The organism is Synechococcus sp. N19 (assembly GCF_900474045.1).
In the GTDB taxonomy this organism is placed as follows: domain Bacteria; phylum Cyanobacteriota; class Cyanobacteriia; order PCC-6307; family Cyanobiaceae; genus Parasynechococcus.
In genome coordinates this window covers 109,550-130,066 of record NZ_UCNR01000002.1, presented here as the reverse complement: position 1 = coordinate 130,066, position 20,517 = coordinate 109,550, and the positions used below count along the sequence as shown (strand labels likewise).

The 20,517-nt window shown below is 60.7% G+C and carries 28 protein-coding genes and 1 tRNA gene; 25 read left to right on the top strand and 4 right to left on the bottom strand.

Annotation, left to right across the window (positions count from 1 at the left end):
* Window positions 1-165: 165 nt before the first annotated feature.
* The 9 genes from DXY02_RS00770 (at window position 166) to DXY02_RS00735 (ending at window position 6,058) form a co-directional block, all read left to right on the top strand.
* Entirely contained in the window at window positions 166-1,257 is a 1,092-nt protein-coding gene (locus DXY02_RS00770; protein WP_114987399.1) for a 30S ribosomal protein S1, read from the top strand.
* Window positions 1,258-1,262: 5 nt separating this feature from the next.
* Entirely contained in the window at window positions 1,263-2,036 is a 774-nt protein-coding gene (locus tag DXY02_RS00765) for an HAD family hydrolase (RefSeq protein WP_114987397.1), read from the top strand.
* Window positions 2,037-2,059: 23 nt separating this feature from the next.
* Complete coding sequence (metK, locus tag DXY02_RS00760) at window positions 2,060-3,295, top strand: methionine adenosyltransferase (protein WP_114987395.1); 1,236 nt, start codon at window positions 2,060-2,062, stop codon at window positions 3,293-3,295.
* A 4-nt stretch (window positions 3,296-3,299) separates the two neighbouring features.
* The gene (locus DXY02_RS00755; RefSeq protein ID WP_114987393.1) at window positions 3,300-4,538 is read left to right on the top strand and encodes an FGGY-family carbohydrate kinase; all 1,239 of its coding nucleotides are present in this window, start codon (window positions 3,300-3,302) and stop codon (window positions 4,536-4,538) included.
* Between the two features lie 180 nt (window positions 4,539-4,718).
* Window positions 4,719-4,994: a DUF2470 domain-containing protein gene (locus tag DXY02_RS00750; RefSeq protein WP_114987391.1), complete on the top strand. Its 276-nt coding sequence runs from the start codon at window positions 4,719-4,721 to the stop codon at window positions 4,992-4,994.
* A 54-nt stretch (window positions 4,995-5,048) separates the two neighbouring features.
* Window positions 5,049-5,237, top strand: coding sequence for a hypothetical protein (locus tag DXY02_RS12055; RefSeq protein ID WP_137024342.1), 189 nt, complete (start codon window positions 5,049-5,051; stop codon window positions 5,235-5,237).
* Window positions 5,238-5,246: 9 nt separating this feature from the next.
* Window positions 5,247-5,693 (top strand): ComF family protein, encoded by a 447-nt coding sequence (locus DXY02_RS00745; RefSeq protein ID WP_114987389.1) that lies wholly within the window; start codon window positions 5,247-5,249, stop codon window positions 5,691-5,693.
* 30 nt (window positions 5,694-5,723) lie between these two features.
* Window positions 5,724-5,796, top strand: a tRNA-Phe gene (locus DXY02_RS00740).
* A gap of 22 nt (window positions 5,797-5,818) precedes the next feature.
* On the top strand, window positions 5,819-6,058 hold the full coding sequence (locus DXY02_RS00735; protein ID WP_114987387.1) for a hypothetical protein: 240 nt from the start codon (window positions 5,819-5,821) through the stop codon (window positions 6,056-6,058).
* Here DXY02_RS00735 and DXY02_RS00730 read toward each other — a convergent pair whose 3' ends face one another.
* On the bottom strand, window positions 6,059-6,487 hold the full coding sequence (locus tag DXY02_RS00730) for a hypothetical protein (protein ID WP_244276090.1): 429 nt from the start codon (window positions 6,485-6,487) through the stop codon (window positions 6,059-6,061).
* Window positions 6,488-6,606: 119 nt separating this feature from the next.
* On the opposite strand from DXY02_RS00730, the gene DXY02_RS00725 reads away from it, so the two are divergent.
* The 12 genes from DXY02_RS00725 to DXY02_RS00675 all read left to right on the top strand — a co-directional run bounded on the left by DXY02_RS00725 (window position 6,607) and on the right by DXY02_RS00675 (window position 15,323).
* Window positions 6,607-7,263 (top strand): TVP38/TMEM64 family protein, encoded by a 657-nt coding sequence (locus tag DXY02_RS00725; protein ID WP_114987383.1) that lies wholly within the window; start codon window positions 6,607-6,609, stop codon window positions 7,261-7,263.
* 109 nt (window positions 7,264-7,372) lie between these two features.
* Window positions 7,373-7,798 (top strand): hypothetical protein, encoded by a 426-nt coding sequence (locus tag DXY02_RS00720; RefSeq protein ID WP_114987381.1) that lies wholly within the window; start codon window positions 7,373-7,375, stop codon window positions 7,796-7,798.
* Window positions 7,795-8,370: a phycobilisome polypeptide gene (locus DXY02_RS00715; RefSeq protein WP_114987379.1), complete on the top strand. Its 576-nt coding sequence runs from the start codon at window positions 7,795-7,797 to the stop codon at window positions 8,368-8,370. Before DXY02_RS00720 ends, DXY02_RS00715 begins: the two co-directional genes overlap by 4 nt.
* Before the next feature lie 72 nt (window positions 8,371-8,442).
* Window positions 8,443-9,201 carry a phycobilisome rod-core linker polypeptide gene (locus DXY02_RS00710; RefSeq protein WP_114987377.1) on the top strand — a complete coding sequence of 253 codons (759 nt, stop codon included), beginning with the start codon at window positions 8,443-8,445 and terminating at the stop codon, window positions 9,199-9,201.
* Window positions 9,202-9,206: 5 nt separating this feature from the next.
* Window positions 9,207-9,902 carry a pentapeptide repeat-containing protein gene (locus DXY02_RS00705; protein ID WP_244276089.1) on the top strand — a complete coding sequence of 232 codons (696 nt, stop codon included), beginning with the start codon at window positions 9,207-9,209 and terminating at the stop codon, window positions 9,900-9,902.
* A 150-nt stretch (window positions 9,903-10,052) separates the two neighbouring features.
* Entirely contained in the window at window positions 10,053-10,937 is an 885-nt protein-coding gene (locus DXY02_RS00700; RefSeq protein ID WP_114987441.1) for a phycobilisome linker polypeptide, read from the top strand.
* A 115-nt stretch (window positions 10,938-11,052) separates the two neighbouring features.
* Window positions 11,053-12,699 carry a phycobilisome rod-core linker polypeptide gene (locus DXY02_RS00695; protein ID WP_114987375.1) on the top strand — a complete coding sequence of 549 codons (1,647 nt, stop codon included), beginning with the start codon at window positions 11,053-11,055 and terminating at the stop codon, window positions 12,697-12,699.
* A gap of 105 nt (window positions 12,700-12,804) precedes the next feature.
* Entirely contained in the window at window positions 12,805-13,536 is a 732-nt protein-coding gene (locus tag DXY02_RS00690) for a phycobilisome rod-core linker polypeptide (protein WP_114987373.1), read from the top strand.
* 121 nt (window positions 13,537-13,657) lie between these two features.
* Entirely contained in the window at window positions 13,658-13,828 is a 171-nt protein-coding gene (locus DXY02_RS12320) for a hypothetical protein (protein WP_170950981.1), read from the top strand.
* Window positions 13,825-14,361 carry a phycobiliprotein lyase gene (locus DXY02_RS00685; RefSeq protein WP_114987371.1) on the top strand — a complete coding sequence of 179 codons (537 nt, stop codon included), beginning with the start codon at window positions 13,825-13,827 and terminating at the stop codon, window positions 14,359-14,361. The genes DXY02_RS12320 and DXY02_RS00685 overlap by 4 nt, the downstream gene beginning before the upstream one ends.
* 10 nt (window positions 14,362-14,371) lie before the next feature.
* Complete coding sequence (locus DXY02_RS00680) at window positions 14,372-14,986, top strand: chromophore lyase CpcT/CpeT (RefSeq protein WP_114987369.1); 615 nt, start codon at window positions 14,372-14,374, stop codon at window positions 14,984-14,986.
* A gap of 28 nt (window positions 14,987-15,014) precedes the next feature.
* Complete coding sequence (locus DXY02_RS00675) at window positions 15,015-15,323, top strand: CpeR family transcriptional regulator (RefSeq protein ID WP_114987367.1); 309 nt, start codon at window positions 15,015-15,017, stop codon at window positions 15,321-15,323.
* 5 nt (window positions 15,324-15,328) lie between these two features.
* Here DXY02_RS00675 and DXY02_RS00670 read toward each other — a convergent pair whose 3' ends face one another.
* Both DXY02_RS00670 and DXY02_RS00665 read right to left on the bottom strand, forming a co-directional pair.
* Window positions 15,329-15,916: a Nif11-like leader peptide family natural product precursor gene (locus DXY02_RS00670; protein WP_114987440.1), complete on the bottom strand. Its 588-nt coding sequence runs from the start codon at window positions 15,914-15,916 to the stop codon at window positions 15,329-15,331.
* 2 nt (window positions 15,917-15,918) lie between these two features.
* A complete protein-coding gene (locus tag DXY02_RS00665; RefSeq protein ID WP_114987363.1) occupies window positions 15,919-16,224 on the bottom strand; it encodes a hypothetical protein in 306 nt (101 codons plus the stop codon).
* 75 nt (window positions 16,225-16,299) lie between these two features.
* Here DXY02_RS00665 and DXY02_RS00660 point away from each other — a divergent pair, with 75 nt between their 5' ends.
* The 3 genes from DXY02_RS00660 to mpeA all read left to right on the top strand — a co-directional run bounded on the left by DXY02_RS00660 (window position 16,300) and on the right by mpeA (window position 18,727).
* Window positions 16,300-17,493 (top strand): HEAT repeat domain-containing protein, encoded by a 1,194-nt coding sequence (locus tag DXY02_RS00660; protein WP_114987361.1) that lies wholly within the window; start codon window positions 16,300-16,302, stop codon window positions 17,491-17,493.
* A 151-nt stretch (window positions 17,494-17,644) separates the two neighbouring features.
* Window positions 17,645-18,190, top strand: a complete 546-nt coding sequence (locus DXY02_RS00655; RefSeq protein WP_114987359.1) for a bleomycin hydrolase — start codon at window positions 17,645-17,647, stop codon at window positions 18,188-18,190.
* 39 nt (window positions 18,191-18,229) lie between these two features.
* Window positions 18,230-18,727 (top strand): class 2 C-phycoerythrin subunit alpha, encoded by a 498-nt coding sequence (mpeA, locus tag DXY02_RS00650; RefSeq protein WP_043695066.1) that lies wholly within the window; start codon window positions 18,230-18,232, stop codon window positions 18,725-18,727.
* Window positions 18,728-18,795: 68 nt separating this feature from the next.
* Here mpeA and DXY02_RS00645 read toward each other — a convergent pair whose 3' ends face one another.
* Complete coding sequence (locus tag DXY02_RS00645; RefSeq protein ID WP_114987356.1) at window positions 18,796-20,094, bottom strand: HEAT repeat domain-containing protein; 1,299 nt, start codon at window positions 20,092-20,094, stop codon at window positions 18,796-18,798.
* Window positions 20,095-20,231: 137 nt separating this feature from the next.
* Between DXY02_RS00645 and DXY02_RS00640 the strand changes: the two genes are divergently transcribed.
* On the top strand, window positions 20,232-20,516 hold the full coding sequence (locus DXY02_RS00640) for a M15 family metallopeptidase (protein WP_137024340.1): 285 nt from the start codon (window positions 20,232-20,234) through the stop codon (window positions 20,514-20,516).
* The last annotated feature ends 1 nt before the right edge of the window (window position 20,517 follow it).

The following is a 20,517-nucleotide window of genomic DNA, read 5'->3' as shown; positions in this document are numbered from 1 at the left end:
GCTGAACCAGTGCACTGAATCGGTTCGTTGAACCCGTGCATGCCATCGCTGCGCAAGAAGAGCTGTCGGTCGTATCTGTAAACTCACTAGTTCTCCGTGAAACGTCGGCGGGCGTTCCATGCGATTTTTTCGAACTACCCACCTGAGGTAGACCGCCAGCCCCCCATGTCTGCGACTCCGACAGAAGATCAGATCCAGGATCAGGTTCAGGACGCGAACGCCACAGAATCCTTTGCAGAAACCGCCGCCGCCGAACAGGCGTTTGAGGGTGAGGATCTGAGCATTCCTGAAGACGTCCCCACTGCGGATGATCCAACCAGCCGCGCCGCCAGCCGCAGCCTGGACGACGCCGGATTCACCCTGGATGAGTTCGCGGCTCTCCTCAGCAAGTACGACTACAACTTCAAGCCTGGCGACATCGTCAACGGCACGGTCTTCGCCCTGGAATCGAAGGGCGCCATGATCGACATCGGCGCCAAGACGGCTGCCTTCATGCCTCTGCAAGAGGTGTCGATCAACCGGGTCGAGGGTCTGAGCGACGTGCTCCAGCCCGGTGAGATCCGTGAGTTCTTCATCATGAGTGAGGAGAATGAAGATGGTCAGCTGGCGCTGTCGATCCGTCGGATCGAATACCAGCGGGCATGGGAGCGGGTTCGCCAGCTCCAGAAGGAAGACGCCACCATCTACTCCGAAGTGTTTGCCACCAACCGTGGTGGTGCCTTGGTGCGCGTGGAAGGTCTGCGGGGCTTCATCCCCGGATCCCACATCAGCACCCGCAAGCCGAAGGAAGAACTGGTTGCCGACTTCCTGCCTCTGAAGTTCCTCGAGGTAGACGAAGAGCGCAACCGCCTGGTGCTCAGCCACCGCCGCGCCCTGGTGGAGCGGAAGATGAATCGCCTGGAAGTGGGCGAAGTTGTGGTTGGTACCGTCCGCGGCATCAAGCCCTACGGCGCCTTCATCGACATCGGTGGTGTCAGCGGTCTGCTGCACATTTCCGAGATCAGCCACGAGCACATCGAGACCCCCCACTCGGTGCTGAACGTTAATGATCAGATGAAAGTGATGATCATCGATCTGGATGCCGAGCGCGGCCGGATTTCGTTGTCCACGAAGGCTCTCGAGCCCGAACCCGGCGACATGCTCACCGACCCCCAGAAGGTGTTCGAGAAGGCCGAGGAAATGGCTGCTCGCTACAAGCAGATGCTGATGGAGCAGGCCGAAGAAGGCGAAGATCCGATCAGCTCCATGATGATCTGAGCCTGATGGCCCAACTGCTGCTGAAGGGACATCCCATCGGCAATTTCCAAGGGGTGCTGTTCGATAAGGACGGCACCCTTTCCCATAGCGAGCCGCATCTGCTGGCCTTAGCAGACGCACGCATCAAGAAAGCCGTCAAGGTTGCTCAGGAACAAGCCCCTGCGCTGAACCCCTCTGAGCTGAGCCACACCTTGCGCAGAGCGTTTGGTGTTGATCAAGGAATGCTCGATCCCGGCGGAACCCTGGCGGTTGCCTCCAGGCAGGACAACATCGCCTCGACTGCAACGGTGTTCTGCCTGATGGGCTGCTCATGGCCCCAGGCTCTCTCCCTGGCCCACACCTGCTTCGACGCGGTTGACCAGGAGGGCCTGATCGACACCACCCCAAGCCCGTTGATCAACGGGGCTGGGCAACTGCTGCGGAACCTGCACCAGCAGGGCGTCACCGCAGCTGTGATCAGCAACGACACCCATTCCGGCATTGAAGACTTCCTGGCCCACCATCAGTTCGGCGCAGGCATTGCCGGAATCTGGAGTGCTGATGACCATCCGCGCAAACCCGATCCACAGGCCGTTCTGGAGCTCTGCAACAGGCTTGGACTGTCACCCCAACGGTGTGCGTTGGTTGGCGATGCGGAGACCGACCTCCAGATGGCCCTCGAGGCCGGTATCGGCGGCGTGATTGGCTTCACCGGTGGCTGGAAGCGTGCTCCGGAACTGCCGTCAGCCCAGCATCTGCTCCACAGCTGGACCGACCTCGCCCTCAGCACAGGCGCGTAAAGTCGCGCGATCTGGAGCGCCGAATGAGCCGTTACGTCTTTACGTCCGAGTCCGTCACCGAAGGGCATCCCGACAAGATCTGCGACCAGGTGAGCGACGCCGTTCTTGACGCTCTGCTGGCACAGGATCCCGCCAGCCGCGTGGCCTGCGAGACCGTTGTGAACACCGGCCTCTGCATGATCACCGGTGAGGTGACCTCCAAGGCGCAGGTGGATTTCATTCACCTGGTGCGCAACGTGATCAAGGAGATCGGTTACAGCGGCGCCCGGGCCGGTGGCTTCGATGCCAACAGCTGTGCGGTGCTTGTGGCCCTCGACCAACAGTCTCCCGACATCGCCCAGGGCGTAAACGAGGCCGACGACCACGCCGGTGATCCCCTGGATCTGGTGGGTGCCGGCGACCAGGGAATCATGTTCGGCTACGCCTGCAACGAGACGCCCGAGCTGATGCCATTGCCGATCAGCCTGGCCCACAGGCTGTCGCGCCGCCTGGCCGAAGTGCGCCACAACGGAACCCTGGGTTACCTGCTTCCCGATGGCAAAACCCAGGTGAGCGTCGTCTACGAAAACGACAAGCCCGTCTCGATCGACACGATCCTGATCTCCACCCAGCACACCGCTGAAGTGGACGGGATCAGTGATGAGCAGGGCATCCGCGAGCGCATCACCGAAGACCTCTGGACCCATGTGGTGGAGCCGGCGACCGCCGATCTGGCCCTCAAGCCCTCCCGTGAGGCCACCAAGTATCTGGTGAACCCCACCGGCAAGTTCGTGGTGGGCGGCCCTCAGGGCGATGCCGGTCTCACCGGCCGCAAGATCATCGTGGACACCTACGGCGGCTATGCCCGCCACGGCGGTGGTGCTTTCTCCGGCAAGGACCCCACCAAAGTGGACCGTTCGGCCGCCTACGCCGCGCGCTACGTGGCCAAGTGCCTTGTGGCCGCGGGGCTCGCCGAACGGGCCGAAGTGCAGTTGAGCTACGCCATCGGCGTGGCCAAGCCCGTGTCGATCCTGGTGGAATCCTTCGGCACCAGCGCACTGGCCAACGATGCCCTCACCGCCTTGGTGCAGGAACACTTCGATCTGCGCCCCGGCGCCATCATCGAGACCTTCGGTTTGCGCAACCTTCCCCAGCAACGGGGCGGCCGTTTCTATCAGGACACTGCGGCTTACGGCCATTTCGGGCGCAACGACCTCAACGCCCCCTGGGAAGACGTGACAGCGAAAAGCCAGGAGCTGAAGCAGGTCGCCGCGGCCTGAAGCCATGACGGATTCACCGCTGGTGCTCGGAATCGATCTGGGCACCAGCGGAATCCGCACAACCGTTGTTGCCGCTAACGGCGCGGTTCTCGACAGCCGATCCCAGGCCTACGGCGGAGACTTCGCCAACCCCCACAGCTGGCGCGAAGGCTGTGGAAATCTGATCAGGGCAATCCCAGCCCAGCTGCGATCCCAGCTGCAAGCACTCGCCGTGGATGGCACCTCCGGCACGCTGCTGGCCTGTGATCACGATGGTTCCCCACTGGGGGAAGCACTGGCCTATTCCCAGAGCTGCCCTGAGCTGCAGTCAGCCCTGCAGCCTTTGGTGGATCCCGGTAGTCCAGCCGCCAGCTGCAGCGGCAGCCTGGCCCGGGCCTTGCGGCTCCTCAACTGCCATGGCGAGGCGATCCTGCTGCGGCATCAGGCCGACTGGATCAGCGGATGGCTGCTGAACGATTGGCGCTGGGGAGAAGAAGGCAACAACCTGCGTCTGGGTTGGGATCTGATCACCAACAGCTGGCCAGCCCGTTTTGCCGAACAGTCCTGGCGGCAGGCACTGCCTGAAATCCGTCCCAGCGGCAGCATTCTCGGGACGATCGCACCGGAGCAGGCGAAGGCCTTGGGCCTGGAGAACGATCTGATCGTCGTTGCCGGCACAACGGATTCCAATGCCGCAGTTCTCGCCGCCGATCCCGGTCCCGGAGATGGGATCACCGTGCTGGGAACCACCCTGGTGATGAAGTGCTTCACCGAGACGCCCCTGCACGCCCCGGGCGTCACCAGCCATCGCGTGGGCGGACGATGGCTCTGTGGAGGCGCCTCCAATGCAGGGGCCGGTGTGCTGCGGCGTTTTTACAGCGACGACCAACTCAGCGAACTGAGCCGCCAGATCAACCCGAACACCGACAGCGGACTCCGCCTGCGGCCGCTTCCCGCCCCGGGGGAACGTTTCCCTGTTGATGATCCAGAGATGCTGCCGGTGCTTGAACCACGGCCGGTGAGCGATGCCCTGTATCTGCATGGACTGCTGGAAGGTCTCGCCGAGATCGAAGCGCAGGGTTGGCAGCGCCTGAACGAGCTGGGTGCTGCTGCACCCAGGCGGATCATCAGCATCGGTGGTGGAGCGCGCAATCCCCAATGGCGACGGCTGCGGGAACGCCGCCTCGGCTGCGCCGTAACGAGTTGCCAAACTCCCCCTGCTGCAGGGGTAGCGCGACTGGCCCAACAGGCCCTGGTCGGGTGAGAATTCCGGCATCACGCCCCACCCCCATGCCCACCAAGCTCCGCGATGGTCTGGCCATCGGCCTTTTCGTCGTTCTGGCCGGGTACGTGGGCTTCAGCGGCATTCGCCTCGGCCTTTTGTTGATCGAGCGCTTCGCTTGAGCCGATCACTGCAAAGATTGCACTCACCTGTTTGATCCCAATGCCTGCAGACCCCCTCACTGATGCCGTCAGCACACGGATCTGCAAACACATGAATGACGACCATGCCGAAGCGGTGCTCGCCTATGCCAAGCACTACGGCGGCGTCAGCAATCCCGCTGCAGCGCGCATGGTGTCTGTGAAAGCAGAAACCATGGAACTGGAGGTGGATGGCGCCAGCATCAGCATTGCCTTTGATCACACCCTCACCGACAGCGAAGACGCTCACCGCACCTTGGTGGCCATGCTGCGGGCGATGCCCAAAGAAGGCGCCTGATCTCGGAGCGATTCAGCCCAACAGTGGAACGCTCGTTGCAGCGACCGACCTGCTGTGCATCGCGCACTCCTGGCATTTGCCCAAACCCTTCTGATCGAGCCCCGCTGCCCGATCTGCGATGGACCTTGGGACAGTCCGCTGCCGCCGACGGCTCCCTGCACCACCTGCCTCGATGCCCTTGCTCTCCCTTGTCAGGGGCTCAAGGGCTTGCTGCCCTTGCCGTGGTGCGCTCTCGGGCCTTAGGCAGGCAATTTGCGCCAGCTGCTGCTGAAGCTGCGTCAACCGCGCCAAGGCAAAGCGCTTGCGGCCTTGGTTCAGCTGCTGTCTGAGCGCTTCACCCTGCCTACAACAGCCGTGCTGGTGCCGATTCCAAGCTGGAAGCGGCAACGATCCAACCCCCTGCCGCAGCGCATTGCCCTGGGATTGGGCCGGCCGACGGCAGAGCTACTGCACCGCACCCGTGCCGGGTTGAGCCAACACCATCTGAACAGACGCCAACGCCAAACCAACCTGATCGGGGCGTTCCGGGCCTTCCCCATGGACAAACAAGGAGCCCACAGCTCGGTCTGGCTCGTGGATGACATCCTCACGACCGGGTCCACCGCATTGGCTGCCCGTCAGGCCCTTGAAGCTGCTGACCACCACGTGGCTGGATTGATCTGCCTGGGACGAACCCCCGCAAAGGAGCGCAGGCGGTGATTTAAGATTCCGGAGTCGCTTCGGCGGCGCGCCGGGATAGCTCAGTTGGTAGAGCAGGCGACTGAAAATCGCCGTGTCCCCAGTTCAAATCTGGGTCCTGGCATCACATTGATGCCAAAACTGCCGTGTCATTCATCTCCCCAGATGCAGGCACAGATCGCGTTTTCGACAACGCAGACAGCTTTGCCATGGTGTTTGACCGCACCTGGAAGCAACTGCGAAGCAGCAACAAGGCTGAACTCAGCCAGGAAGAGCACCTCGAAGCCGTGCTCGAGGCGATGGCTGATCACCCCTTCCTGATCAGTTCCCCAGACATGGCACGCCAGGTGGCTGCCTTCCGGATCAGGTTGCTGGAACTGGCCTGATCAGGCGGAGAGCAGATCGATCTGGGGATCATCCACATATTCCGTGTCATCGCTGTGGGTCTCATCACTGAAGGCCTCATCCTCGACTCGGTCGTCATCCATCTCCATTCCAGGAGCTTCTGGGCTGTCGTGATCGTGCTCTGCTGACGCTTCTTCGGCGTGGGAATCAGGGTGAAGCTCCACCACCTCGCCTGGGCTTAGACGATCCCGAAGCATCCGCACCTTCTCTTCGCTGGCCAGGAGCAATTCGCCGGCGTCATCGCTGACCGCGGCGATTTCCGCATCCTCCTGTTGCTGGCCCTCAACAGCGGCCAACCGCGTCTCCAGCTCCATCAAGCGATCCGCCAGCGTTTCCACCACTTCACTGAGGCTGAGAAGGTGGGTGCATAGCTGTTGCTCGAACGCGGTGCGCGGGGAGGTGGTGGTCACCGGGCTGGCCTCGTGTTGAGAAATTTCGCTGATGGTATCGATGCTGAGCTTCGTGTCCACGGCCCTGGGAAAAGCCACGACTGGCCTAAATTCCCCAGGGCTTTCGAGCGGTTGAAGAGATGTCCAGGCTGAAGACGGGGCTGAAGATCAGCGCCTGGATCGCCATCTTCATTGTTGCCGTCGTTTATCTGCAGCGATACGGCATCGCACCGCTGCAAAGCGCCGTGAATGACATGGGCATCTGGGCCCCGCTCGGCCTGTTCCTGCTGCGGGGGGTGAGCATCATCCTGCCGGCGCTGCCCAGTTCGGTGTATTCCCTTCTGGCCGGCTCGCTGCTTGGCTTCAAAGCGGGCTACCTCACGATCATCCTTTCGGACCTGGTGTTCTGCAGCGCGGCCTTCTTCATTGCCCGCCGCTGGGGACGCGGACCGGTGAGCCGTCTGGTGGGGGCCAGCGCGATGAAACGCATCGATGGCTTCAGCAAGAACCAGCTGGAGGGCAACTTCTTCTTGATGACAGGCCTGCTGATGACCGGGCTGTTTGATTTCCTCAGCTATGCGATCGGGATCAGCCGCACCCACTGGCGTCTATTCGCTCCGGCACTGCTGATCAGCGTGCTGATTAGCGATTCGATCCTCGTGGCTGTTGGAGCTGGTGCCGCTCAAGGCGCCAGCCTCACCCTGGGCTTGGCTCTGCTGGCCATGTTTGCTCTGGCCACCATCACCGGTGTGCTGAAAAAGAAATCCTCAGAGGCGCCATCCAACACCCACTCCTGACAGGAGCCCTGGGGGATGACAGCCGATCCATGTCGATTCCCACGAACCGCTGACTGGGTCGAGGAAATTCCTGGACACTGGTTACATTCGAGTTGATGGGCGTTTCTCGATGAGCGCACTGGCAGATCCGAGAATTGCCACCCTGCAGAACCAGGCCGGCAGCAGCGGTGAGCTGGATCTACCGGTGGGGGACGGTTGTTTTCGGATAAATCTCCGTGATGAAAACATCGCGCTCTGGCAGGAGACATTTGATCAACACACCACGGCGGCCAACCTTCTGCTGGCTTGCGAAGAAAGCAATGGAGACCTCAAGGACACTCGCCTGACCTGGGTGGTGGGATCTGCCATCCGTACAGCGACGGCCTCAAGCCCAGACGCCGTCGGCTGGCTGTTAACGCAGTTGGGTGTACCAACTGAACTTACGGAAGCAGCCATCAGCCGTTGTCCTGGCCTGGGGGACGACCTGGTTTGGGCTTTTTACCTGGAACGCCACGGGTGGCTAATCGCAACACCGGTGGCCAGCATTAACACTTGAACCTTCAAAACACCGACTTCAAGACCCTGGTGCAGACCGCCCAGGTTCAAGGGCTGAGCCTCAACCAAGATTTGCCGCATGCCACGCGCAGCATTCTTGAGCGTGCTGATCAAGCCCAACGCCAGCTCACGAGTGAGGAGCTGACGACGATCTGCCAGGCCTCCGGCATTGATCAGTCTCTCCCCGGCAGCCTGATCCAACAATCGGATCAGCTGGTGAACCAGGCACGGGCACAGCTGCTTGCAACCCAACCGCATCTGGTGCAACTGGGCGGAGCTCTTCACCCGCAGGACAGGGCAGAGGCCTGCTGGCGGGACTGCTGGAACTTTCTACGCGTGGTCATCTACGCGGTGGCCTGCAACCAGAGCTGCTTTACAAACCCGAGCGGCATGGCCGCCCTGAGAGAGCTGTACAGACGAATGAACGTGCCCATCGAGGGGATGAACATCGCCCTCATTCAGCTCAAAAAGCATGCGCTGGAAGGGGTCTCGCGATCGAACGACCGACAGCTGATCAGCGACTGCTTCCAACACCTGAGCGATCAGCTCAACAAAACTGCAGTTAAGAGCTGATAAGCGGCCGGCCTGAAAACAGTTTCTTCAAGGGAAGATTTCCGGCAAGTATTTCTACTCACGGCGCACGCCATGGCCATCCCGCTCCTTGGGTACCCGCTCAGCACGCAGAACGGTCGGGTGAGCAATCTCGCCGGAGACAACAGCACCGTTCAGAGCCAGCTCTATCCCTCCTCTGCTGCAGGTGACGACACCAGCCGCAGCGACATGGATGCCGTGATCGAACAGGCCTACAGCCAGGTCTTCTTCCATGCGATGCGCAGTGATCGCGAACCATTCCTGGAATCACAACTCCGCAGCGGCAACATCACGGTGCGGGATTTCATCCGAGGCCTGCTGCTCTCGGAACGCTTCCAGCAGGGCTACTACCAGTGCAGCTCCAACTACCGGATGGTGGATCAGGTGGTGGGACGGGTGCTCGGCCGCCCGACCCATGGCGACGCCGAACGCCGCGCCTGGTCGATCGTGATCGGCGAAAAGGGCTTCACAGCCTTTGTCGACGCAGTGCTCGACAGCCCTGAATACATGGAAAGCTTCGGCTACGACCTGGTTCCTCAGCAACGCTCGCGGGTGTTGCCGGGTCGATCCCTGGGCGAGACCCCGATTTACCAGCAATTCCCGCGCTACGGGGCCGACTGGCGCGATGCCTTGCAGGATCGAGCTCCCAGCGACCAGGCCGCTCAGATGCAGCAGCTGGAGATGTCGTCGGCCTGGGTCAATGGCCAACCTCCTGCCTTCGCCCTCAAGCTCTGGCTGGGCCTGGCGGTTGTCGGCGGATTCGAGCTGGGCCGTGTGGTCCTTACCATCGCCTTCTCGATGCTTCGCAGCTGACTTCCTTGACGGCGCTTTCCAACCCCCTGAACCTGGACACCTGGCAGCCGCCGGAACAGACCCTGGCCTCAGGGTCACTGGATGGCGCGGTTGATGCTCGGGGGGCCGATTGGAGGGGAGTGACTATTGAAAAGGGCGACCTGCGTGGCGCCAATCTCTGTCGAGCCGATCTCAGGGGCGCCGACCTCTCCAGCTGTCAGCTGGAGGGAGCCGACCTGCGGCTGGCGCGCTACGACGACAGCACCCGTGTTCCGGAGGGCTTTGATCTGCTCAGCAGCGGAGCCGTCGGCCCCAAAGCAAGGCTGAGTGGTGTGTTCTTGAACAGCACCGACCTGCGGGGCATGGATCTGCGCGGTGCCGTGCTGATGGGGGCCTATCTCAGCGGAGCTGACCTGAGTGGTGCCCTGCTCGACAATGTTCGTCTGGTGGGATCGGATCTTCGTCACGCGATCCTGCGGGGTGCCATGTGCCGGGGAACCCGCTTTGGCACGTGCCAGCTGGACTTCGCCGATTTTCGCGGCGCCGACCTCTCCGAAGCAGGGCTGGAAAGCGCGGAATCGATCAAAGGAGCCGATTTCTCCCTCACCACAGGGCTCAGTGGGCAGCGTGATGCGCTCTTGGCCCGCCCCTTCGAAGAACTCGACTGCTGGAATCCCCTGACGCGGAGCACCACACGCGACAGCCTCGAATCCCTGTCCTGAAGCGGATTACGCCGATCCACCACCCGAATACCGGGGGCCGAATCGTCATGTCACGCAACATTCGGACACATTTGATTGAGCTTTATAAAGAACCCGCTCCAGGCCACCACTTCTGAATGACCATGGCGTGACGCACACGTCATGTTGTCCATGCCCTTCGGTCCTGCCTCTCTGCTCGGGGTCGAGCGTTTCTCGCAAGAGAGCGAAGCTCCTCTGGAACTCATCCCTGGTGATGACGACGCCAAGAAGGAACAAATCATCCGCGCCGTTTACAAGCAGGTGCTGGGCAATGCCTATGTGATGGAGAGCGAGCGTCAGCTCGTGGCTGAGTCCCAGTTCAAGCTGGGCGAAATCAGCGTGAGAGAGCTGGTGCGCCGCATCGCCAAGAGCGAGCTGTACCGCGATCGCTTCTTCGACGCCTGCTCCCGATACCGCTACATCGAGCTGGCCTTCCGTCACCTGCTGGGACGCGCCCCCGTGGACTTCGATGAGATGCGTGCTCACGCCGAACGGCTCGACAGCCACGGCTACGAAGCCGACATCGACAGCTTCATCGACAGCGCCGACTACCAGGACACCTACGGCGAGTGGACTGTTCCATTCCAGCGGGGCTGGAAGACCGAATCCTGCACCACCCTGCAGGAGTTCACCTGGAGCTTCCAGCTGCTTCGTGGCAACAGCAGCAGCAGCCTGAAAGGCGATCTTTCCGGGATCAGCAGCAAGCTCGGCGGTAACGCATACCAGAACCGCCCGATGGCGGTGGTGCCCCCCTCCTCCACAGAAGCCACCGGCTGGAGCTTCCGTCCCTCCAAAAACCTGCAGGATGCCCCCACCCGCCATGGCGTGGGTGCCGGCGAACAAGGCAAGACCTACCGGGTGGAAGTCACTGGTTACAGCGCCAACAACGTGCGCCGGATCTCCCGCTACACCCGCTCCAACCGGGTGTACTTCGTGCCCTTCGACAAGCTCTCCGAGCAGTTCAAGCGCATCCATGCCGAAGGCGGCAAGATCGCCAGCATCACGCCTGTGAACTGAGTTCCTTGATCGATCAGCAGGGCGGCTGCCCGGGAGTTCGCGCATGACCCCGCATCTCCGCCTCTGATTCGAACTCACTCCGCAACACCTTTTCTCCCCTCACCCGCCTCCCACCATGTCTGCCTCACAAGGCTTCGGCGCCGCCTCCCTCAACGATGCTCCCGTCTCCTTCAGCCGGACCCGCAACGCATCCGCAAAAGCAGCCCTGAGCAACGGCGAATTCCTCCGCCAATCCTGCGCTTCAATGAAGATCGCCATCGGGCCCCGCAATCATGAGGATTGCCCCCATGGCGTCACCGCCCAGCGCTACGCACCGGACGACTCCGCCGCCCTGGCCACAGCCATCAGTGCTGCGTACCGCCAGGTGTATGGCAACGCCCACGTGATGGACAACGAGCGTTCCGCTGAGCTGGAAGCCCGTTACGGCAATGGCGAGCTCACCACCCGCGATTTCGTTCGCGGCCTGGCCAAAACCTCCTTCTACAAAGCCCGCTTTTTCGAGGGTGTAGCCCCTCAGCGCGGCATCGAACTGAACCTGAAGCACCTGCTGGGCCGTCCTCCCGTGGATCAGGCCGAGATGTCGGCGCACATTTCACTGCTGGCGAGCGGTGGCCACGAGGCCGTGATCGATTTCATCGTCGATGGCGCTGAATACGCCGAAGTGTTTGGTGACGACGTGGTGCCTTACACCCGCTCCTTCACGTCCGCTGCTGGCATCCCCAACAACAGCTTCGCCCGCATGGCGACGCTCGAGCGAGGCTTCGCCATCAGCGACAGCGCCATCGGCAGCAGCAGCCAGCTTGCCAATGGCTTGGCACGCAACACCACGGCCTACATCCAGCTACCCTCTGGAGCCAGCTTCACCGGCGGCGCGCAACCCAGCGGCATGGGCAGCAATGCGCAATTCGCTGCCAAGAAGCGCACCAGCAGCGATGGTGGAGATTCCACCCCGATCCGCAACGACGCCTACGTCGGTTTTGGCCTGGGACAGCGGGAGCAGGAAGTGTTCCAACGCTGCCCAGGTGACAGCGCCGATCAGATCAATGGTCTGATTCGTGCCACCTACCGCCAGGTGATGGGCAACCCCCACCTGATGGAGTCGGAGCGTGCAATGGCCGCTGAAAGCCGTTATGCAGAGGGCTATCTCAGCACAAGAGAACTGGTGCGAGCGATCGCGCTCTCCCCTGAGTACAGCCGCCGTTTCTTCGAAACCAACGCCCCGTACCGCTTCGTTGAGCTCAACTTCAAGCACTTCCTGGGCCGGGCACCCAAGTCTCAGGCCGAACTGAGTGAGCACATCCAGATCCTGGCCAACGACGGCTACGAGGCAGAGATCAACAGCTACCTCGACAGCGCCGAATACCAGAACACCTTTGGTGAAGACACGGTGCCTTACATGCGCATCCTCACCGAAGAAGGACGGGCACAGGTGGCCTTCAACCGTCACCTCTCGCTGGCTGAAGGTTTCGCAGCCAGCGATGCCGTGCTCAACAGCGCATCCCTGGTGACCTCCATGGCCACCAACTCCGTCCCCAGTGGCTGGAGAACCACCACGAGCCGGACCAACCGGAATGGCGCAGTGGCTGGATCTCCCTCTGCAACCACGAAGCGCTTCCGCATCGTGGTTCAGGCTCAGCCCCGCGGCGGACGCCAGCGCACGCCGAATGCGAGCTACCTCGTCTCCGGCAAGGACATGAGCAGCCAGATGAAGTACATCCACGCCCGCGGCGGCCGGATCGTCTCCATCACCGAAGTGATGTGATCGCGCGGGTCATCGCGACCCGCTTCACACCACCACCCTCCCTCAAGGGGCCCCATCACCCTCACTTCGATGCCGGCCCCTTTCGACGCACCTCCCCCTCAACCCATGACCACTGCCACCCTGGCCACACCCGCCAACCAAGATCGCAGCCACGCTGAAGACATCATCCGTGCCGTGTACCGGCAGGTCTTCGGGAACCGGCACCTGATGGAGCTGGACGTTCAGCCCTCCATCGAAGCTCTCTTCATCAACGGCGACCTCACTGTTCAGGGTCTGGTCACAGCACTGGCTCAGTCGGAGAGCTACCGGCGGCTGTTCCTTGAGACGAACAACCCTTATCGCTTCGTTGAACTGAACTTCAAGCACCTGCTGGGTCGTCCTCCCCGGGATCAGGCTGAAATCAGTGAGCACGTGCGTCGCCTGGCCGACGAAGGTTTCGAAGCCGAAATCGCCAGCTACACCTACAGCGACGAGTATCTGAACAACTTCGGGATCGACTCGGTTCCCTACGCCCGTACCCAAACGAGCGTCGACGGCGAAAGCACCGTGGCCTACCAGCGCAACCAGGCCATGGATCCTGGCTTCGCTGGCTTCGATGCCGATCAAGGCTCTGTGCTGCAGGTGAGCCTGGCCTCCAACTCGAACCCCACGGCAGCGGGCACCAGAAAAGTGGTTGGCGGCGGCAACCGCTTCACCATCCTCTGGACCTCCCGCGTTCAGCTTGGTGCCGTGCGTCGCTCTGCCCAGCGCTCGGTGGTGAGCTACGCCTCCCTGTCCCGCACCATTCAGAGCATCCATGCTCAGGGTGGAAACATTCTTTCTATTGCGAACGCTTAATCCTTGTGCTGATCCGGCCCTTGCGGCCGGATCAGTCCGTCATGATTGGTACCTGAAACGTCTGGACCCAATCGGTGAATCCAGGGAGATTTCATCTCCTGAAACCGCCAGCTTTTGAATCATGCCCATCCTTCGTCAACCCACCAACAGCCAGCCGGGATCGAATCAGGGCTTTCAGTCTTCTGTGTCCTCCGTTCCTGTTGCCATGTCGATGATGATCGACTCCATGGTGAACATGGTGCAGAACAGCCGTCCTGATCTGAAGGCTGAGACCGACTCCAGCACCAAATGAACATCGAGCAATTTGTTGCTCAAAGCGAGGGAACATGGCGATCAATGCGATCCGGCCACTCCCTCGCTTTTCAGCAATTTGAAGAAGTCCTCAGTGAAGTTCACATATCACGAATTGACGCTTCCGATAAAGAAATTAACAACCTGATTCAATCGTCGAGCCTGGGTGAAGGATCAGAGGTCTCGGCACCGTTTCGAATGACCTGGGCTGCCGAAAGCGATTGGGAACCTGATGATCCCGATGAGGTCTCATCAGGTTCATGCCTGATTGTGCCCATTCCAAGCGATGACAGCAAAGGGGTTCTGCTTCGGAGTGTTGGCTATGCAGAAGCAGCACCAGCGGAATCCAGCTACAGCTTTCTCAGCGACGGAACATTTCTGCTCACCACGCAATACGAGCAATCCATCGCCGAAGAACGCATCTGGTTTGTCTCGGAGCATGTTCGCTGCCGCTCTTCGGTGCTCCGCACATCGGCTGGATCAGGTGTGTTGCAAACGTCCTTTGCTTCTGAAGTGCGGCGCCTGAGCAGCTGATCCCACGCCAATGTCAGACAACAACGAGGCTGTGCTCCTCTTCGCCAAGACTCTCGCAGGGCACTACAGCAATCTCCAACAATCTCAGGAGAACCCCAAGGATTTCGCTCACATCAATATCTTTTTTCGCCCGCTCCCCTGGGATGTTCTTAAAGCGCCTGGGTTTTATTCAGAGCAAAGTTATGACCACGATCCTTGGCGGCCCTACCGTCAAGGCATTCATCGTTTGCTTCCGGCCGAGGGTGAGACGTTCATCGTTGAAAACTACGGATTTGCTGATCCCATCCGGCTGGCTGGTGCAGGCCAACGGCCTGAACTCCTCAACAGCCTCAAGCCTGAGTCTCTGAAGCCACGTTGTGGCTGTGGGATGCACTTTCGCGAGGTTGAATCCGGTCGATACCTGGGTGAAGTGGAACCTGGCAAGAACTGCATGGTTCCCCGGGATGGCCGGCTGACGTATTTGGTCAGCGAAGTGGATGTCAACGCAACAGACTGGATCAGTCGCGATCGAGGCTTTGACCCCGACACGGATGAGCAGCGCTGGGGCTCCGAACACGGGCCGCTGCGATTCAAACGTGTGGCTCACCTCGGGAACGAGCTGGACCAAAACTGGCTCCAGTGGTGAGCAACCTCCTCGTCTGAGCGGCTAGACGATGTCTGCAATTGAGGCCGAGAAACAACTGAAAACCTGGATCCGATCGCAGCATCTGATTTGCGAAGGAACCGATTTCATCTTTGAAACGGTGGATCAAACCCACCTCGAAAAATTCGAGCGTTGCATTGAAGCCATCGGTGGACGGGTGCGAAAAATTGCAGCTGCCGGCAACTGGCCGATGGGCCCAAGGCGCACCTTCAAAATCCTGCGTGCTACAGCAGCAGTTCCCAGACCCGGTGGTGAGTCACTGGTGACCTATTGGGCCAAACGCGGCACCACACGCACCCGCTACGCGGAGATCAGCTGAAGCGATCAATCATCAAACCAGCCGAACCAGGTGGGTTTGCTGAAGTCAGACACCTGACTCCAACTCCGCAACAGCGTGAGCGAATCAATGGCAAAACCCTGGGCTTGGGCCAAGCCAATCACCTCATCCTGGTTCCGTGCTGATTTCACCTGGTCCTTGAGATCAGGCCGTGTTTTGACCAGCTGGATGAACGACGCCAAAGCCGCATCTTTCTCTGCATCCGTCAGGCTGGGTGCCGGGGCGCTAGCCGGCTGGGCAACGGACTGATCCCGGGTCACCGAAAAATCTGCAGGGCCAAGCATTCCCTCGGATTCAGCACCATCCATCAACAGCGCACGCCAGCGGGACAATTGACGAAATGCCCAGCTCCAATGGGCTGGATCGGCCCGGTGAACAGAGGCCAGATCGCCATCGGAGGTCTGCAACCAATCCATGGCCAGATATCTCCCCCAATCCGCCAAGGTGATCGAGTAGCCACGGATGTTGGCGTAGGCAACAATGTCGTAATGGGAGCCGAGCGTCTTGATCCCCGTGGCTAGCCCGTGATCATCCGCAATCGCCTGGACGAAACGCTCAAGTTCAGAGTTAGCCATCATCAACACTCCTGAATCCAGAGGGCAAAATTAACCTTTTCACAGATCATCTGCAGTACCAAAGGACCACCAGGGCACTGAAGAATTCGCCAGGGCACCTTTGATTCTGTTACCCCCGAATCCACCAGAATCTTGGGGGGACGCGTTGCCTGCTCAAGCGGGATAAGTGAGGCAGCCAAAGGGCTTTCGACCTGCTTCAACAATGCATTGAGATCATCAAGCGAGGCAATTTGATTCAACGCCGATCCGGATTGATGCAATTCAACAAATCGACGAATTTCTTGAGCTGCGCTTTCGGCAACGGCCATTCGGCTTAAGCTTTGGCTGGACGGGATCATAAGCCAAATGAACCATCCTCAGGTTTTTCAAATTCTTGATCGGCAATGAGCGAACGCTTCGACACTCTTTTCGCTGGAATGAGTGAAGAGACGGCGATGGAAACGTTGCTCAAGCCGCCCGCCGAGCTCAAGAATCCTGGCCTTAAATATCTCGCCGCAACCCGTCTTGGCGCCTGCCAATCCCCCGAGTCCCTTCAAAGACTCCTGGCAGCCGGAGCCAACGATTCCGACGACCTCTACGAACGCATCACCCGGCGCAAGGCCCTCGAAGCCCTGGGCCGACGCAAAGACCGCTCGGCGCTTCCTGTTCTTCTTGCTGCCCTACAGGCCGATGACGAACCCACCGTCGTCAATGCCGCTGATGCCATCGCCCGGCTGAGTACCTCTCTAAATAAGGAGGAGCAAACGGCACTGCTGCAAGCGCTTCAGGGCCCCGACAACCAACGCCGGGCGGTGCTTCAGGCCTTCTGCCGCTTGGGCATGAACGATCCCAGCGGCCAGATCGCTCATTGCCGCAACGACAGCAATCCCCTGGTAGCGGGAGCGGCCCATGCCTATGCCGTTCGGGTTTTGGGCGACCAGCAAGGCCTTCATCCGCTTGTGGAGCAACTCCGGGATGACAACCCCGGGCGACGACGGGCCGCCGTGATCGATCTGGGGGATGCGGGCCGGATCGAAGCCCTGGCGGCGTTGATCCGTTGCCCGGTCTCGATGCCCCTGCGCGCCAAGAGTGCGTTTCAGATGGCCACCAGCCAAGCCGGCGCCGTTGATCCTGATGCGACAGATCTGTTGAAGGAGCTGCTTCAGGACGATCCAAGACAGTTGAATCTGGACGGCATTCCCGATACCGCTGCCGACCCCGAAGCGATCAAGGAGGGACTGCAGCATCGGGACGAAGCACGCCAGTACGCCGCCGCCAAAGCTCTGATGGCTATGCCCAGGGGAGCGCAACTGGATCAGATCGATGCGCTGCGCTCCAGCCTCGGCAGCGACTACGGCGTCCACTACCTGCTGGCGAGCTGCACCGGACTGCTGGAGCTGCATGAACGCAGCGACCTGGTGCGAGAGGCACTGGCGGAAACAGCACCGCAATACGCGAAGTCCCGAATCGCGGGCGCCTGGAGCTGCCTGCGGCTTGGGCTGCGGGATCAAAGATCACTGTTGGAGGAGGTTGGCCGCAGCCATCCCTGGCAGCCGCTGCAGTGGAGCTGCCGAGAAGTGGCACTCCTTCTCTCTTAAATCGAAGCCACTTCGCACTTTTGTTTTTCTTTCTTTTTTCAGTGCAAATTTGTATTGAGAAGCCTGAAGCAATTGCCCCCATGACTTGGCGGGCGGCGTACGGTCCCGGGGTGATGCATCGCATCTACCCCCCTCTCCTAAGCATTTGATTATGCTCGACGCATTCTCTAGGCAGGCTGTTTCCGCTGATTCCAGCGGCAGCTTCATCGGTGGCGCTCAGCTGAACGACCTGAAGGCTTTCATCGCCGAAGGCAACAAGCGTCTGGACGCCGTGAACGCCATCACCGCCAACGCTTCCTGCGTGGTGTCCGACTCCGTTGCAGGTATCTGCTGCGAGAACACCGGCCTGACCGCCCCCAACGGTGGTGTGTACACCAACCGCAAGATGGCTGCTTGCCTGCGTGATGCTGAGATCATCATGCGCTACGTCTCCTACGCCCTGCTGGCTGGTGACGCTTCCGTGCTGCAGGACCGCTGCCTGAACGGTCTGCGCGAGACCTATGCCGCTCTGGGCGTTCCTTCCGGTTCCGCTTCCCGCGCTGTGGCCATCATGAAGGCCTCCGCCTGTGCGCACATCACCAACACCAACAACACCACTGGTGAGAAGCGCAAGATGCCTGTGACTGAGGGCGACTGCAACGCACTCTCCGCTGAGGCTGCTTCCTACTTCGACATGGTGATCAGCGCCATCAGCTGAACCGCCTGAGATTTTCAAGCACAACCTTCTTTTAAATCAATGAAGTCCGTTCTCACCACCGTCATCGGCGCCGCAGACAGCGGCTCCCGTTTCCCCACCAGCTCCGACCTGGAGTCTGTGCAGGGTTCCCTGCAGCGTGCAGCCGCCCGTCTCGAGGCTGCTGAGAAAATCGCTCAGAACTACGACGCTATCGCTCAGCGCGCTGTCGACGCCGTCTACACCCAGTACCCCAACGGTGCCACCGGCCGTCAGCCCCGCCAGTGCGCCACCGAAGGCAAGGAGAAGTGCAAGCGCGACTTCGTCCACTACCTGCGTCTGATCAACTACTCCCTGGTTGTTGGCGGCACCGGCCCTCTGGACGAACTGGCCATCAACGGTCAGCGTGAGGTCTACAAGGCCCTCAGCATCGACCCCGGCACCTACGTTGCTGGTTTCACCCAAATGCGTAACGACGGCTGCGCTCCTCGTGACCTGAGCCCCCAGGCTCTGACCGAGTACAACGCTGCTCTGGACTACGTGATCAACTCCCTCGCCTGATTCTCAGCCGAGAGATTCGATTCGAACTCCATTGCAGGGGGCGGTTCATCCGCCCCCTTTTTTCATGCTCAACCAGCGGTGGCGTTGCAGGCGGCTCGCGCACGCATCGCCACGAAGGGCTCGGGGTCATCCAGGGCCGACGCCAACTGCGCGGGAGACGCCACCATCGCAGCGGCATAACGGGCTTCCCAGAAGGGCGTCGCTTGTGGATCGAGCCAAGACGCCACCGTTGTGTCTGGATCCTTCACGAGCTTCAAACCGGCCATGGCCAACACAGCAGCCGGCTTGGATTTCATGAATTGCGGCCGGCGCGTGGTGATGGCCTCCGCAAGGATGGATTCGATCAGGCCGAGAGCCTCATCAGGCCAGGGCCCTATCCTTGAAAACAGGCGGATGAAAAAGTAATGCGCCCCATAGTCGTTGTGGGCCTCGGCATGCCATCGCTGCTCCAGAGCTGGCCAGAGCTGCTCCGCTGAATGGTCCTGCAGAGTCTGGAGTGCGAGGTAACTGCGACTGAAATCCGTGCCGAAGAATTCCTGAATCAGGAAATCGGCTGAGGGCGGCTGGTCGTAGGCGTGCACCAGTTCCAAGGCTTCCGGTCGATCGACGATCAAGCCATCAAGCAGCTCGATCAGATCAAGACCATCGTTCTGCAGCCGGCCCTCAGGCCAGAGCGCACGCAACGCCCGCATCCGAAACACCGGCGAAACAGGTGCGCGCAGGATCTGAGGCAGAAGCTCCGTTACTCCGGCATTGATCGCATCCTGAATCGCCGACTGGCGATCCATCTGATTGGGCAACAACGTCTGCTCGCCAAGAACGGAGACGTGGTCTCGGCTGCCACCCAGACGGATGCTGGCACTGATGGCCGCACCGCGGACCCCCGGCTGGTCCGAGGTTTGGAAGCTCGCAATCAACGGCTCCGCTTGGGAGACGTTCAACGCGGCAAGGCTCTGAATCAACACCCGTCGGTTCTGGGCTGGGTCTGACAACAGCTGCTGCAACGCCTCATGAACGGCGGCGTCTTGGCAGTTCAGCTGCTGAAGCGCAAAAGCAGAGTTCTCAACCAGATATGGGTCGTCGCTGTTGAGGCAGTTGGCAATGGCAGCCATGGCCTCCTGACAGCCCAGCCGTCCCAACACTTCCACAGCCTTCCGCCGCGCCAATTTGCGTGGTTGCGCTTGCTCCGGATCCATCACCAAGGCGATCAACGCCTTTTCCGTTTCGGGGCCCGGAAAGTTGATCAGATGGGCCGCCGCCATGTAGGGATCACTCTGTGACTCCAGCTCCTCAAGCGGAGTGCTCAGCAGGCGGATCGCATCGCCTTGGGACAGCCCCGGATGGATGTTGTCAAAAGCTCCGGTCAAGGCAGCACGCTCTTGGGGGGTTAATTCTGCAGGACCCCACAGGCCGCAGGGCGTGGATCTGCTCTCGTAAGGAAGATTGCGAAAGGCTCGAAAATCCCGGCAGCTGCGGCATCTTCAACGCAGTCACATCGCCTGCCATGGGACCCACCCTCGCCACATCAATTGCTGTACGAACAGGGATTGAGCCCGGTTCACGCCCTTGGACGGCACGCTCAGTGCGGGTGCCGTTTGCACAGCTCTGCCGCAGCATGCAGTCGATGCACAACCGTGGCCTTGCGATTGATCTAGTGGCGTTCTCCTACGGCTCCGGTGAAGCCAGCGCACCGGCCCCAGCAGCCGCACCCGTGGCCGCCGTTACAGAAGAGGCTCCCAAAGCTGACAAGAAGCCAGCCAAACGTGGCGGACGTCGCAAGCGCGGCTGAA